Genomic DNA, 14,190 nt, shown 5'->3' with positions numbered 1-14,190 from the left:
GGCTGGGTTTATGACGTACTGCTACACAGCTGCCGAAATTCGCGCCGCGGAACAGCCCTATCTGGACGCACAAACGCGTGACGACGAACTCATGCGCCACGCAGCCACCGCTGTGTCGGAGGTGGCGGAGCGGATGCTCGCTAAGGTGTCGCCGGAGCCTGGTCGCGGTCGTGTGCTGCTGTTGGTTGGGTCGGGAGGCAATGGTGGCGATGCGCTCTATGCCGGCCGGGACTTGTCTTCGGGCGGACATGGCGTGGATGCAGTTTTGCTGGGCACCAAGCCACATGAACGGGCGCTGAAAGCGTTTGAGCTCGCAGGCGGGCGGGTGCTGCCGTTGGGGTGTGACCGGGAGACGGATTTATCGAAGATTCTGTGGTCGATAAGTGAAGACTACGCACTGATTATCGACGGAATTGTGGGGCTCGGTGGTCATGGTGCGCTGCGCGAAGAGGCTGCGTGGCTGGTGCGCGAGGCAAACATAGGCGAGGTGCCTATTCTCTCGGTCGACGTGCCGAGTGGCGTGGAAGCCGATACCGGACGCACTTTTGATCCGCCCTCCCAGACCATCAACCCCGACCTCGACCTGGAAGAGGGCCAGGATCCGTACCTGCCATCCCACGTCGAGGCCACGACAACGGTGACCTTCGGCGGACTGCGCTACGCGCATGCGCTGTCGGAAGCCTGTGGTGAGGTCGAATTGTACGAAATTGCGCTCGATGTCTGCTCCCTCGAACTTCCAGGACTGGGGCAGACGCTCTATGAAAACGGTCACTACAATGCCGTCCACCACCAGACTCCGACCGTAGAGTTTTACGAAGCCCTAGGCGGGAGCTTTCCGGCACCTTTTGGCGCGAAGACTCAGCTCGAACCCGGTGCTGCTGACCACAAGTACTCTACCGGAGTAACGGGTATCGCCGCCGGTAGTCAGGAGTATCCGGGCGCTGGTCAGCTGTGTGCCTCCGCTGCCGTGCACGCGACCAGTCCCGCGGTTATCTATGTCGGCGACGTGGACGCCCGCAACCGCATCACCGCAGCCTTACCGACGGCCTTACCGACGGTGATTGCGCAGCCGGACTCGGTGGATCGTAAAGAGGTACGCGTCGATGCCTGGGTTGCCGGCCCTGGTCGGGGCACTGATGAGCGCGCGGCCGAGGAACTGCGTGCCATCCTGGCTACCGACAAACCAGTAGTCATCGATGCTGACGCCCTGACGCTGCTCTCGATGCATGAGAATCTCCGACAGCTCGTCCGCGAGCGCGGCCAGGAGCGCAACCTGCGCACTGTTCTCACACCGCACGCCGGCGAATTTGAGCGCCTTACCGGGCACGAGGTCACTAACGCCATCGCAGATGCCCGTGAACTTGCCGAGCAGTTCTCCTGTGAAGTGTTGCTCAAGGGACGCCGCACCGTGATTGCCAATCCGAAAACGCAGCGCACAGTTGTGATTGACGCGGGTAGCTCCTGGGCAGCCACGCCGGGCTCCGGCGATGTACTGTCCGGACTTCTTGGCGCCTGGGTAGCACGAGGCGAATCCCTCTACGTACCAGTAATTATTCACGCTCGCGCCGCATTCTTGGCCGCGCAGACAGAGTTCGGACCAGCACCCTGCAGCGCCCAGGACATCGCTGAATCCATCCGAGATGCCACCGCGTGGTTCACCAATGAAGGCATCAGTGGCAAAATACGGCTATGACTTCCTCGGCACCAGCCATCCTGACCCATACCGTTAATCTCGACGCAATCACCCACAATGTGAAGACCGTCAAGGCCATCGCAGGGGTGTCGGAATTCATGGCCGTCGTCAAGGCGGACGGCTACTCGCAGGGTGCGCTGCAGACGGCGCGTGCCGCACTGGCCGGCGGCGCAACACAGCTCGGCGTCGCAACAATCGACGAGGCGCTCTCCCTCCGCGAGGAACTCCGCACCACGCTTGACGACGGCCACACCATCCCCATCCTCGCCTGGATCTGGGACGCGGCAGCCACCTCGTTGCTGCAGCGTGCTGTGGCTGCAGATATTGACCTCGGCCTGCCGTCGATGGCTCATGCGCTGGCCGTGGCCAATGCCGGGCGGGCGCTATCGGTGACACCACGTGTGACGGTGATGGTCGATACGGGCTTGGGTCGCTCGGGATTCTCTATGACCAATGGGGACTTTGAGAATGCGGTTGATCAGCTGGTCGAGCTGCACAAGACCGGTGCGCTGAACATCACCGGTGCTTTCACGCACTTTGCGTGCGCGGATGAGCCGGGCAACGCGAGCGTCGATAAGCAGGCGCAGAATTTCCGTGCAGCGATTACTGCACTGCGCGAGGCGGGGCTGGATGAGCTGATTAACCATGCGGCGAATTCGCCGGCATCGTTGTCGCGTCCTGACCTGGCCTTCGACATGGTGCGCCCAGGGCTGGCGATTTATGGTGGCGAGCCAATTGTGGGGTCCACCCATGGATTGCGCCCAGCGATGCGGTGGGAAGCGTCGGTCATCTTGGTCAAGAAGCTGCCGGCAGGGCAGTCGGTGTCCTACGGACAGACCTGGACAGCTGACCGCGATACCACCATCGGCATCGTGCCCTGCGGCTATGCCGACGGCATGATGCGCTCGGCATCCGGTCGTTTCGAAGTCAGCATCAATGGCACACGCTATCCGCAGGTAGGACGCGTATGTATGGATCAGTTCGTCGTCGACCTTGGTCCCGACAGTGATGTCGAGGCCGGCGACACTGCGGTCATCGTCGGTGATCCCACACTGGGGGAGCCCGGTCTCGATGACCTCGCGGAGGCATCCGGCACCATTAACTACGAAATCCTCACCGCACCGAAGGGACGCAGCGAGCGAAAGTGGGTGCGCAGCCGCATTGCGCCAACCGCAGAGGACATGCGTGACCTCGGCGAGGAGATTGGCCGGGAGCTAGCCGCCGGGGATTTGGTGATTCTCGATGGCCCACTCGGCGCGGGTAAGACCACTCTCACGCAGGGCATCGCCCGCGGCATGAATGTGCGCGGGCGCGTGACATCGCCGACGTTCACCATCGCCCGCGAGCACCGTCCGCTCGCAAAAGACGGCGTCACCCTCATCCATGTCGACGCCTATCGACTCTTCGGCGAAGAGGGACCCGGCTCTGATGGCGAGGCCTTCGATGCGCTGGATTCACTCGATCTGGACACCGACCTCGAGGACAGCGTCGTGGTCGCCGAGTGGGGAATGGGGCTCGCCGAGGTGCTCTCTGAGCGCTATCTGCAGGTGAGCATCGATCGTTCGCGTGACGACGATACCCGCGTCGTCACCTGGAAGTGGAGCAAGTAGCTTCAAGTCGGTTCAAGTAGGTTACTGAGTATGAACATTTTGGCCGTTGACACATCGACCCCACAGGTCACCGCGGGAATTGTCCGCGATGGTGAAACCGTGGCCGAAAAGCTGCACCTGGATGCCCGCGCGCACAACGAGGTGCTGGTGCCGCTGATTCAGCAGTGCCTCACCGACAGTGGGGTGGCGGCAACCGAGCTAGATGCCGTGGTTGTCGGCTGTGGTCCGGGACCGTTTACGGGCTTGCGCGTTGGTATGGCAACCGCAGCCTCCTTTGCCGACGCTCTGGGAATTCCCTGCTACGGCATCTGCAGCCTGGATGCGCTCGCGGTTGGTGTTGGCGATGAACTGGTCGTCACCGATGCTCGCCGCCGCGAGGTGTACTTCGCGGCCTACCACGATGGCCAGCGAGTTTTCGGCCCGGCAGTGGCCAAGCCAGCCGACGTCATGGAGCTGCTCAAGGAAGAACTCGCAGCAGAAGTCGCCGACTTCACGCCGAGCCACGCCCGCGGCAGCCTCAGCCACATCGAGCAAATTGCCGGGCTTGAGGTTGCTGCCGAACAAGTCTTTCCCACTCCGAAAGCCATGGTTGAAACGGTTGACTTTGACACCGCGCCGGGCCCACTGGTGCCGCTGTACTTGCGCCGTCCGGATGCCGTTGTCCCGAAGGCTATGAGATGAGCGTCGTCAAGCTAGTGCGTCTCGGGCCTCCTGCAGCCAAGGCGTGTGCGGCGATTGAGGCGGAGCTATTTGCCGGCGATGATCCCTGGCCGGAATCGGCCTTTATGGCAGAGCTGGCCGCGCCGAACAATTTCTACGTCGGGCTGATCGCAGAGGCAGACGGGGTCGAAGAACTGTGCGGCTATGCGGGGATTACCAAGCTGGGACCTGCGGGTGGCGCCGAGTACGAGATTCACACCGTCGGCGTGGGGCAGAAGTGGCAGCGCCGGGGCTTTGGGGCGCAGCTCATGGACGCGCTGATGGCAGCTGTGGCGGAGGATCCGGGCCCGGTGTTTTTGGAAGTGCGCACGGATAATGAACCCGCTATCGCCATGTATCGACGCTACGGCTTCGAAAATATGGGGCTACGAAAAAACTACTACCCGGGCTCTGGGGCGGACGCTTACACAATGTGCCGGCCTGTGCCCGCCGGCTAAATGTTGACGTAGCGACTATTCTGCGTTAGACCGGTCACATGGCTAAAACCTTTGCAAAGCAGCTCGTAGAAACCCTAGAGAATCAAGGTGTCAAGCGAATCTTCGGACTCGTCGGAGATAGTTTGAACCCCATTGTCGACGCGGTGCGTGAGTCCTCCATTGAGTGGGTGCACGTCCGCAACGAGGAGGCTGCGGCCTTCGCTGCCGGTGCCGAGTCCCTGGTCACCGGCGAATTAGCAGTGTGTGCGGCCTCTTGCGGTCCGGGTAACACCCACCTCATTCAGGGCCTCTATGACTCCCACCGCAACGGCGCAAAGGTGCTGGCGCTGGCATCGCACATTCCTTCTCGCCAGATTGGCTCGAACTTCTTCCAGGAGACCCATCCGGAGTTTATTTTCAACGAGTGCTCCGGTTACTGCGAGATGGTGAACTCCGCTGAGCAGGGTGGCGTCGTTTTGCATCATGCTATCCAGTCGACCATGACTGGCCACGGTGTTTCCGTGCTGGTTCTGCCGGGCGACATTACAACGCATGAAGTGGAAAATGATGAGTTCGTCACCTCCACTATCAGCAGCGGTCGCCCAGTCGTATTCCCTGATGCCGGTCAGGCCGCCGCGCTTGCCGACGCAATCAATGAGGCTAAAACCGTCACGCTTTTCTGCGGCGCAGGTGTGAAGGATGCCCGCGAACAGGTGCTCAAGCTTGCGGAGAAGATTAAGTCGCCGGTGGGGCATGCGCTGGGTGGCAAGATGTACATCCAGTACGACAACCCCTATGACGTCGGAATGTCCGGACTGCTGGGCTACGGCGCCTGCCACGATGCCTCTAACGATGCTGATTTGTTGATTCTGCTCGGTACTGACTTCCCGTACAACGACTTCCTGCCGACTAAGAACGTCGCCCAGGTCGATATCGATGGTCGCGCCATCGGTCGTCGTACCACGGTGAAGTACCCAGTCGTCGGCGATGTGGCCGCAACGATCGAAACCATCCTGCCGTACCTGGATGAAAAGACCGACCGCTCCTTCCTGGACAAGCAGCTGCGGAACCACGAGCGCCTGCTCAGCCACGTCATCGAGGCATACACCCATGACGTTGAGAACATGCGCCCGATTCACCCGGAGTATGTGGCCGACCTGATTGATAAGTACGCCGATGACGATGCCGTATTCACCGTCGACACCGGCATGGGCAATGTCTGGGCTGCACGCTACGTCACGCCGAATGGCAGGCGAGAGCAGATTGGTTCCTTCCGTCACGGCACTATGGCCAATGCACTGTCGCAGGCTATTGGTGTGCAGGCTGCTGACCGGGACCGTCAGGTCATTACCTTCAACGGTGACGGTGGCCTGTCAATGCTGCTCGGTGAGCTCATCACCGTGCAGCAGCAGCAGCTGCCGATCAAGATGTTTGTGTTCAACAACTCCTCGCTCGGCATGGTCAAGTTGGAAATGTTGGTTCAGGGGCTGCCGGAGCACGAGACCGATCACGGCGCAGTTGACTACGCCGGAGTCGCAGAGTCGTTGGGTATCAAGGCCATCCGAATTGAAGATCCGGCCGATGCACCTCGCCTGATTCAAGAGGCGCTGGCATACGACGGCCCGGTACTGGTGGACATGATCACCGACCCGAATGCCCTGTCCATCCCGGCGAATATCACCTGGGACATGCTGATGGGATTCTCCAAGGCCGCTACTCGCACCGTCTTTGGCGGCGGCGTTGGTCAGATGATCAACATGGCACGGTCGAACCTCCGCAACATCCCGCGGCCATAGTGGGGGTAGCGCTCTCGAGATGCGGGAGCGGATGCGGTGCGGTACCTCTGTTTCCATGATTAAAGGTTTTCTGGTGAACCCTGACCTGACGCATCGCATCGTCGAATTTGAGTTGGAGGCCGCTGCTACATTCCTCGGCGGAGTTTCCTCCGACCGTGTTTCGGTGGCGTTTCAGGAAGATGGTGTCGATTACGCCGCTCTCTACAACCCGACGGCCAAGGCTGAGGGCGCTGAACCGAACCCGGTCGCGTCCCTCGGTCGCAATGAGGCTGCTACGGGCAACTCGGCTTTCTTCACCGACCCCACCACCGCAATTTGCGGAACGGTCGTATTCGTCGACGCCGAGGGCGAGGATATCGGCGACGAGGAAATTGAGCGTATTAAGCACGGTATGCGCGCCGTTCGCCACTACCGCGATGACTACCCAGAGGAATACGCTCTCTGGCGTGCCGCTGTGAGGAACCTCGGCCGCCTCGAAATTTAAACTCGGTCGCTGGTAAGCGACCCGATGGTGCGCTAGTACCATGACTGCTATGACCGAGTTGACCCTGCTGGCAATCGAGAGTTCCTGCGATGAGACTGGCGCTGCAGTGATGCGTGTGCGCTACGACGACACCGCCACCCCTGCCGCTGTTGAGGTAGAAGTGCTTGCCGACGTCGTCGCATCCTCCATGGAACAGCACGCCCGTTTCGGCGGTGTGGTTCCCGAGATTGCCTCTCGCGCTCATTTGGAAGCCTTGCAGCCAGTGGTTTCCGAAGCGCGTGCGCAAGCAGCTGCCAAGCTCGGTATCGATACTTTTATCCCAGATGCCGTCGCCGCTACCGTGGGGCCTGGTCTCGCCGGTGCGCTGCTGGTTGGTTCGGCAGGCGCGAAGGCCTATGCCGCTGCCTGGGGTGTGCCTTTCTACGGCATTAACCACCTTGGTGGCCACGTTGCTGTTGGTGCCCTTGACGGCGCGGATTTGTCCAATGCTGTAGCGCTGTTGGTCTCTGGCGGTCACACACAGCTGCTGCGTGTACAGGGGGTCGGTCGCCCGATGCAGGAGCTCGGGTCGACGCTTGACGACGCAGCCGGAGAGGCATACGACAAGGTTTCTAGGTTGCTTGGGTTGGGTTACCCGGGCGGCCCGATTATCGATAAGTTGGCTAAGCAGGGAAACCGCAAGGCCATCGCGTTTCCTCGGGCCATGATGCGCCAGCAGGATGCGCGCCATGACTTCTCCTTCTCCGGCTTGAAGACAGCCGTGGCCCGCTATGTCGAGGCAGCGGAGAAGGAAGGTCGTGAATACTCCGTAGAGGACGTTTGTGCTTCCTTCCAGGAGGCGGTCTGCGATGTGTTGACCAAGAAGGCTGTCCGTGCGGCTCAGGATGTGGGGGCTACTACGCTGCTGCTCGGTGGTGGTGTAGCTGCGAACTCGAGGTTGCGTGAACTCGCAGCGGCGCGAGCTACCTCGGCGGGAATTACGCTGCACGTGCCGCCGATTAAGCTGTGTACCGACAACGGTGTCATGATTGGCGCAGCTGCCGCCTACCTAATTGCCGCAGGGGTCAATCCCTCTGGTTACGCCTGTCCGACCGACCCATCGATGCCAGTGGAAGAACCTGTAATGCAATGAGACTGATTACCACTCGGCTCCGTTTAGCGGAGACTGTGAGGCGCCGGAGTTCCCAACCACGGAGGAAAACTTTACGATTGTCGCCTGTGACGGATGGTGGGCGATAGGTGGACGCACAAACAGTGGGGGGACTGGCGGTTTACCAATGGGACGAAGGTGCCTGGCAAAGGAGGGAGCCAGACAGTCGTTACACGACCGGTTCTGGTGGCCCCTGCTTTAGCGATGAGTACATCAAGGAACACGGGATGACGGTTACTGTGTTCGGTCGTATGGCTTGCAACCCCGACAAGCTGACCAATTAGCATTAGCGCTCACTGTTGTTGAGTGTTAGCACTTGCAGAGGTAGAGTGCTAACGAAGGTTGTTTGACACACAGTTGTTCACCCGCGACGACGGCTGTGCACGGCAGACCAACCGGCACAAGAACATCACATCACCGCATGTATGGAGGAATTCATCGTGGCGAACGTCAACATCAAGCCGCTGGAGGACCGCGTCCTCGTTCAGATCAACGAAGCAGAGACCACCACGGCTTCTGGCCTGGTTATCCCGGACTCCGCTAAGGAGAAGCCGCAGGAGGCTACCGTTATCGCAGTTGGTCCGGGTCGTTGGGCCGATGACGATGACCGCATTCCTATGGACGTCAAGGAAGGCGACATCGTCATCTTCTCCAAGTACGGCGGCACTGAGCTGAAGTACCAGGGCGAGGAGTACCTGCTGCTGTCGCAGCGCGACATCCTGGCTGTTATCGAGAACTAAAGGGAGGACGTACCCACACATGGCGAAGCTTATTGCTTTTAACGAAGAGGCTCGCGAAGGCCTCAAGCGCGGTGTGGACACGCTTGCCGACGCAGTCAAGGTCACGCTTGGCCCGAAGGGTCGCAACGTAGTCCTGGACAAGGCCTTCGGCGGTCCGCTGGTCACCAATGACGGTGTGACTATCGCCCGCGACATCGACGTTGAGGATCCGTTTGAGAACCTCGGCGCGCAGTTGGTTAAGTCCGTTGCGGTCAAGACCAATGACGTTGCCGGCGACGGCACTACTACCGCAACGCTGCTGGCACAGGCGTTGGTCCACGAGGGTCTGCGCAACGTTGCAGCTGGCGCAAACCCGATTTCTCTGAATCGCGGTATTCACGCTGCATCCGACAAGGCGGTTGAGCTGCTGAAGCAGCGTGCCACCCCGGTCAGCAGCTCTGCTGCCATCGCACAGGTGGCAACCGTTTCCTCGCGCGACACTGAAATCGGTGACCTGGTTGCAGGTGCCATGGACAAGGTCGGCAAGGACGGCGTCGTCTCTGTGGAGGAGTCGCAGTCGATTGCCACCGAGCTGTCCGTGACCGAGGGCGTGTCCTTCAACAAGGGCTTCCTCTCGCCGTACTTCATTACCGACGTTGAGGCTCAGCAGGCAATTCTCGACGGTGCACAGGTGCTGCTGGTCCGCGAGAAGATTTCCTCCCTGCCGGAGTTCCTGCCGATTCTGGAGAAGATTGCCGAGTCCGGCAAGCCGACTCTGATCATGGCTGAGGATATCGAGGGCGAGGCTCTGTCCGCGCTGGTTATCAACGCTATGCGCAAGACCTTGAAGGTTGCCGCAGTGAAGGCACCGTACTTCGGTGACCGTCGTAAGGCGTTCATGGATGACCTGGCAGTTGTCACCGGTGCAACCGTCGTTACGGCTGACACTGGCATGCAGCTGAAGGACGTTGGACTTGAGGTGCTGGGTAACGCACGCCGCATCACCATTACCAAGGACGAGACCGTCCTGGTTGACGGTGCCGGCACCGCTGAGGCCGTGGAAGAGCGTCGTAACCAGATTCGTGCCGAGATTGAGCGCACTGACTCTGACTGGGACCGCGAGAAGCTGGAAGAGCGTCTGGCGAAGCTCTCAGGCGGTGTGGCTGTTATTAAGGTCGGCGCTGCAACCGAGACCGAGGTCAACGAGCGCAAGCTGCGCGTCGAGGATGCCATTAACGCTGCTCGTGCAGCAGCTCAGGAAGGCGTCATCGCCGGTGGCGGTTCCGTACTGGTGCAGATTTCCCGTGAACTCGAGGCATTTGCTGACGAGTTCGAGGGTGACGAGGCAGTCGGTGTCCGTGCAGTTGCCAAGGCTCTGATCCGCCCGGCTTTCTGGATTGCTGAGAATGCTGGTAAGGATGGCGCAGTTGTCGTTTACCACATCGGCGAGCAGGAGAACGGCAACGGCTACAACGCTGCTACTGACACTTACGAGAACCTGATTGAGTCCGGTGTCATTGACCCGGTCAAGGTCACTCACTCCGCAGTCGTCAACGCAACCTCCGTGGCACGCATGCTGCTGACCACTGAGGCTTCCGTTGTGGACAAGCCGGAAGAGGAGCCGGAGCACGATCACGCTCACTAATTGCTAATGAGCTAGTGTGCTAGCTGCTAGTACGTGAAATGCTCCCCGCCTTTCAATCTGAGGGTGGGGAGCATTTTGGTTTTATGTGAACTGGAACTGGCTGGAGTCCGAGAGAAGGGGAGGGACTACATGGCAGCGACTAGAACGCGTTCAAGTTCGCGTTCACGTGAGGCCGGCTTAGCTCGAAGGATTTCATTTCGTTCAGATTCGCTGAGACCACCCCAGACGCCGTATGGCTCACCAACCTTGAGTGCGTGACTACGGCACTGCATAAGAACGGGGCAAGAACGGCAGATAGCCTTCGCACGGGCTTCGCGTAGGCTGCGTGCGCGTCCGCGCTCGCCTTCCGGGTGGAAGAAGGTCGCGGAGTCCTGCCCGCGGCAAGAGCCGTGCAGCTGCCAATCCCACAAATCCGCATTGGGCCCGGGCAAGTGGTCGATGTACGTCATCGGAATTGATGTCTCCTTCATTGAGCTTTCTTGAAGCAGTGAGCTCAAGTGTGGAGGCCAACAATGAACGGTTGGTAAACCTAAGGAGGCCAGCCGGGATACTACGCAAACAATTCCGTGAAACTCTTACCAAATTTTTAGAAACGGCCAGGTCGGCGAGAACGCAGACCGTCGACAAAGCCTGCGCAGTAGTCCCATGGAGCGTAACGGGAGGGGTCTGGATCGAATTGTGGCTCGTGAACCGGGGACGCCTGTCCAGACAGGAGCATCAGGTAGTGGTTTTCCAAAACTTCCCAGTTGTAAAAGTGCTCGTCACCGCAGTCCTCACACAACATGCAGACACCCAGTAATCCCTCTGGGCTCAAAGCGGTGCGGAATAGGCGAACTGCGGCCAGATCTTCAAGAACCTCTCGACGTTCCTGGTCTGTCAGCGGAGCAAACGGCTCATCCGGCTCGAGAAAGCTTGCCGGGTCATTGGGATCTCCCTCGAACGGATCCCGCGGCATGGATGAGAAAAAGTTATGGTTCACAATCACTACCGTAACAGCTCTGTACGGCAATCCTGACGATTGGCAATCTACTTAGTTGGGGTTTAGTTCACCTTGGTATAACCCTCAGCTAGCTTTTGGCTAACCCTTGTCGGGCGCCTGTCGCTCCGTCTAATTGTCGCGTTCTATCACTTAAGGACTACCCTGTATATAACGTTTGGCAACCACGAAGCGATAGCGCCCCTGGCCGGATGTCGGCAAGGGTGGAGCAGGAGGAGTCCATGACCAACCCCACGGGAATTAGCCTCGGCGGAGACAATCCCAACAAGATTCCACTAGTCGGCCTTACATTCGATGACGTCCTGCTTCTGCCGGACGCTTCGGACGTTATCCCCTCCGGCGTTGATACTTCGACGCAGCTCACTCGTGAGCTGCGTCTGAACATTCCGATTGTGTCCGCTGCTATGGACACCGTCACCGAGGCTCGCATGGCTGTTGCCATGGCCCGCCAGGGCGGTATGGGTATCCTGCACCGCAACCTGTCCATCGAGGAGCAGGCTCAGCAGGTCGAGATTGTAAAGCGCTCTGAGGCTGGCATGGTGTCCGACCCGGTGACCTGTTCCCCGGATGACACCATCGCCGAAGTAGATGCCAAGTGCGCTCGTTACCGCATCTCGGGCCTGCCGGTCGTCGACGAGGACGGCAAGCTGGTCGGTATCTGCACCAACCGCGACATGCGTTTTGAGGCAGACCTGAACCGCAAGGTTTCCGAAATCATGACACCGATGCCGCTCGTCGTGGCTGAGCAGGGTGTGTCTGGCGATGCGGCGCTGAACCTGCTGCGCGCTCACAAGGTGGAGAAGCTGCCGATCGTCGATGGCGAAGGCCGTCTGACTGGTCTGATTACCGTCAAGGACTTCGTCAAGAAGGATCAGTACCCGAATGCTTCCAAGGATGGTTCCGGCCGTCTGCTGGTCGGTGCTGGCATCGGTACCGGCGAGGACTCCTGGAAGCGCGCACACGCATTGGCTGACGCAGGCGTAGACGTGCTCGTTGTTGATACCGCTCACGCCCACAACTCAGGTGTACTTGAGATGGTCTCCCGCGTTAAGAAGGAATTCGGCGAGAACATCCAGATTATCGGCGGCAACCTAGCTACCCGTGGTGCTGCACAGGCCATGATTGACGCGGGTGCAGATGCCATCAAGGTCGGTATCGGCCCGGGCTCGATTTGCACCACTCGCGTTGTCGCAGGTGTAGGTGCCCCGCAGATCACCGCCATCATGGAAGCCTCTGTCGCAGCTAAGAAGGCTGGCGTTCCGATTATCGCCGATGGCGGTATGCAGTTCTCCGGCGACATCGCCAAGGCTCTGGCGGCCGGTGCATCCTCCGTCATGCTCGGTTCGATGCTGGCCGGTACCGCTGAGGCTCCGGGTGAGGTTACCTTCGTTAACGGCAAGCAGTACAAGATGTACCGCGGCATGGGCTCGCTGGGCGCCATGCAGGGCCGCGGCCTGACCGGCGAGAAGCGCTCCTACTCCAAGGATCGCTACTTCCAGGCTGACGTCAAGAGCGAAGAGAAGCTGGTTCCGGAAGGTATCGAGGGCCGTGTTCCGTTCCGCGGCAGCATCGACTCCATCGTTCACCAGCTGGTCGGTGGTCTGCGCGCAGCTATGGGCTACACCGGTTCCGCTACCGTCGAGCAGCTGCACGACGCACAGTTTGTCCAGATCACCGCTGCAGGCCTGCGCGAGTCGCACCCGCACGATATCCAGATGACTGTCGAAGCGCCGAACTACTACCAGCGCTAAACTGGCTTAGTCGAGTTAAATTCCACGGAAAGGGCATGTGAGGAAAGCTCATGCGCGACATCGTTGAAATCGGTATTGGCCGCGAGGCACGCCGGACCTACGAGTTGGACGATATTGCACTCGTTCCCACTCGTCGTACTCGGTCGTCCAAGGACGTCGATACCTCCTGGCGAATTGACGCCTACGATTTCGAACTCCCGATGATGATGCATCCGACAGATGCCATCGCCAGCCCGGAATCCGTCGCTGAGTTTGCTCGCCTGGGCGGCTTGGCGGTTCTCAACGCCGAGGGTATCTGGGCCCGTCACGCCGATGCGCAGGACAAGATTGCCGAGCTGGTGAAGTTGGCAAAGAATGCCGCCACCAAGCGCGAATCCGAGGCAGTGAACCGCAAGCTGCAGGAACTGCACTCTGCTCCGATTGATACGGAGCTGTTGGTTGAGCGCATCAAGGAAATCCGCGCAACCGGTGCGATCACTGCAGTTCGTGTCTCCCCGCAGCACGTCCGTGAGTTGGCGCCGCTGGCTATTAAAGCTGGCATTGACTTGTTGGTTATCCAGGGCACGCTGATTTCCGCAGAGCACGTCACTGCTCAGGGTGAGCCGCTGAACCTCAAGGACTTCATCGGCAGCCTGGACGTTCCGGTTATTGCCGGTGGCGTTGTCGACTACCAGACTGCGCTGCATCTGATGCGCTCAGGCGCCGCTGGTGTAATCGTCGGTACAGGCTTTACGACGTCCCCGGATGCGCTCGGCATCGATGTGCCAATGGCTACCGCTATTGCGGATGCTGCAGCTGCTCGTAAGGACTACCTCGATGAGACCGAGGGCCGCTACGTCCACATCATTGCCGACGGCGGCATTGATACCGTCGGTGATATTGCCAAGGCAATCGCCTGCGGTGCGGATGCTGTGGCGCTGTCCAGTGCGCTGGCAACCGTCAACGAAGCCCCGGGGCAGGGCTATGTCTGGCCGTCTGTTGCGGCACACCCGAAGTACCCGCGAGGTGCGGTGTGGCCGGTTGTCGACGATGAGAAGGAATTGGTCAGCCTGGAAGAGGCTCTGTTTGGCCCGTCCGCCTCGCCGTTCGGTGACCGCAATCTCGCCGGTGGCCTGCGTCGCGCAATGGCCAAGTGCGGCTTTACCAACCTGAAGTCCTTCCACCGCGTTGAGCTGTCGGTACGTCCAAAGGGTTTGTAATTAAAGTAAT

At 60.0% G+C, this 14,190-nt stretch carries 13 protein-coding genes; 11 read left to right on the top strand and 2 right to left on the bottom strand.

The window, feature by feature from the left end:
• The first annotated feature begins 10 nt into the window (after window positions 1-10).
• From I6J19_RS00870 to groL, 9 genes are all read left to right on the top strand, one after another.
• A complete protein-coding gene (locus tag I6J19_RS00870; protein ID WP_038627733.1) occupies window positions 11-1,693 on the top strand; it encodes an NAD(P)H-hydrate dehydratase in 1,683 nt (560 codons plus the stop codon).
• Window positions 1,690-3,303, top strand: coding sequence for a bifunctional alanine racemase/tRNA (adenosine(37)-N6)-threonylcarbamoyltransferase complex ATPase subunit type 1 TsaE (locus tag I6J19_RS00865; RefSeq protein ID WP_038627735.1), 1,614 nt, complete (start codon window positions 1,690-1,692; stop codon window positions 3,301-3,303). Before I6J19_RS00870 ends, I6J19_RS00865 begins: the two co-directional genes overlap by 4 nt.
• Window positions 3,304-3,333: 30 nt before the next feature.
• Entirely contained in the window at window positions 3,334-3,984 is a 651-nt protein-coding gene (tsaB, locus tag I6J19_RS00860; protein WP_038627737.1) for a tRNA (adenosine(37)-N6)-threonylcarbamoyltransferase complex dimerization subunit type 1 TsaB, read from the top strand.
• The gene (gene rimI / locus I6J19_RS00855; protein WP_038627739.1) at window positions 3,981-4,460 is read left to right on the top strand and encodes a ribosomal protein S18-alanine N-acetyltransferase; all 480 of its coding nucleotides are present in this window, start codon (window positions 3,981-3,983) and stop codon (window positions 4,458-4,460) included. The genes tsaB and rimI overlap by 4 nt, the downstream gene beginning before the upstream one ends.
• Before the next feature lie 38 nt (window positions 4,461-4,498).
• Window positions 4,499-6,235, top strand: a complete 1,737-nt coding sequence (locus I6J19_RS00850) for a pyruvate dehydrogenase (protein WP_038627741.1) — start codon at window positions 4,499-4,501, stop codon at window positions 6,233-6,235.
• Between the two features lie 55 nt (window positions 6,236-6,290).
• A complete protein-coding gene (locus I6J19_RS00845) occupies window positions 6,291-6,719 on the top strand; it encodes a hypothetical protein (RefSeq protein WP_038627743.1) in 429 nt (142 codons plus the stop codon).
• 58 nt (window positions 6,720-6,777) lie between these two features.
• Window positions 6,778-7,851 (top strand): tRNA (adenosine(37)-N6)-threonylcarbamoyltransferase complex transferase subunit TsaD, encoded by a 1,074-nt coding sequence (gene tsaD, locus I6J19_RS00840; protein ID WP_038629372.1) that lies wholly within the window; start codon window positions 6,778-6,780, stop codon window positions 7,849-7,851.
• A 458-nt stretch (window positions 7,852-8,309) separates the two neighbouring features.
• Complete coding sequence (groES, locus tag I6J19_RS00835) at window positions 8,310-8,609, top strand: co-chaperone GroES (RefSeq protein WP_005510054.1); 300 nt, start codon at window positions 8,310-8,312, stop codon at window positions 8,607-8,609.
• A gap of 19 nt (window positions 8,610-8,628) precedes the next feature.
• A complete protein-coding gene (gene groL, locus I6J19_RS00830; protein ID WP_038627745.1) occupies window positions 8,629-10,233 on the top strand; it encodes a chaperonin GroEL in 1,605 nt (534 codons plus the stop codon).
• A gap of 125 nt (window positions 10,234-10,358) precedes the next feature.
• Here groL and I6J19_RS00825 read toward each other — a convergent pair whose 3' ends face one another.
• Window positions 10,359-10,682 (bottom strand): WhiB family transcriptional regulator, encoded by a 324-nt coding sequence (locus I6J19_RS00825; protein WP_080972931.1) that lies wholly within the window; start codon window positions 10,680-10,682, stop codon window positions 10,359-10,361.
• A gap of 137 nt (window positions 10,683-10,819) precedes the next feature.
• Window positions 10,820-11,188, bottom strand: coding sequence for a DUF5319 domain-containing protein (locus tag I6J19_RS00820; RefSeq protein WP_038629374.1), 369 nt, complete (start codon window positions 11,186-11,188; stop codon window positions 10,820-10,822).
• Window positions 11,189-11,451: 263 nt separating this feature from the next.
• Between I6J19_RS00820 and guaB the strand changes: the two genes are divergently transcribed.
• Both guaB and I6J19_RS00810 read left to right on the top strand, forming a co-directional pair.
• Window positions 11,452-12,981 (top strand): IMP dehydrogenase, encoded by a 1,530-nt coding sequence (gene guaB / locus I6J19_RS00815; RefSeq protein ID WP_038629376.1) that lies wholly within the window; start codon window positions 11,452-11,454, stop codon window positions 12,979-12,981.
• 50 nt (window positions 12,982-13,031) lie between these two features.
• Complete coding sequence (locus tag I6J19_RS00810) at window positions 13,032-14,180, top strand: GuaB3 family IMP dehydrogenase-related protein (RefSeq protein WP_038627749.1); 1,149 nt, start codon at window positions 13,032-13,034, stop codon at window positions 14,178-14,180.
• Window positions 14,181-14,190 lie beyond the last annotated feature (10 nt).

It is taken from the genome of Corynebacterium amycolatum, assembly GCF_016889425.1.
GTDB classification, from domain to species: domain Bacteria; phylum Actinomycetota; class Actinomycetes; order Mycobacteriales; family Mycobacteriaceae; genus Corynebacterium; species Corynebacterium amycolatum.
The sequence above is the reverse complement of the archived record's forward strand: the minus strand, read 5'-3'. Positions and strand labels throughout refer to the sequence as shown.

Coding starts and splice junctions, on each gene's coding strand:
- I6J19_RS00870 (WP_038627733.1), top strand. CDS start 11: ATGACGTACTGCTACACAGCTGCCGAAATTCGCGCCGCGGAACAGCCC.
- groL (WP_038627745.1), top strand. CDS start 8,629: ATGGCGAAGCTTATTGCTTTTAACGAAGAGGCTCGCGAAGGCCTCAAG.
- guaB (WP_038629376.1), top strand. CDS start 11,452: ATGACCAACCCCACGGGAATTAGCCTCGGCGGAGACAATCCCAACAAG.
- rimI (WP_038627739.1), top strand. CDS start 3,981: ATGAGCGTCGTCAAGCTAGTGCGTCTCGGGCCTCCTGCAGCCAAGGCG.
- I6J19_RS00810 (WP_038627749.1), top strand. CDS start 13,032: ATGCGCGACATCGTTGAAATCGGTATTGGCCGCGAGGCACGCCGGACC.
- tsaB (WP_038627737.1), top strand. CDS start 3,334: ATGAACATTTTGGCCGTTGACACATCGACCCCACAGGTCACCGCGGGA.
- I6J19_RS00825 (WP_080972931.1), bottom strand. CDS start 10,682: ATGACGTACATCGACCACTTGCCCGGGCCCAATGCGGATTTGTGGGAT.
- I6J19_RS00865 (WP_038627735.1), top strand. CDS start 1,690: ATGACTTCCTCGGCACCAGCCATCCTGACCCATACCGTTAATCTCGAC.
- I6J19_RS00845 (WP_038627743.1), top strand. CDS start 6,291: ATGATTAAAGGTTTTCTGGTGAACCCTGACCTGACGCATCGCATCGTC.
- I6J19_RS00850 (WP_038627741.1), top strand. CDS start 4,499: ATGGCTAAAACCTTTGCAAAGCAGCTCGTAGAAACCCTAGAGAATCAA.
- I6J19_RS00820 (WP_038629374.1), bottom strand. CDS start 11,188: ATGCCGCGGGATCCGTTCGAGGGAGATCCCAATGACCCGGCAAGCTTT.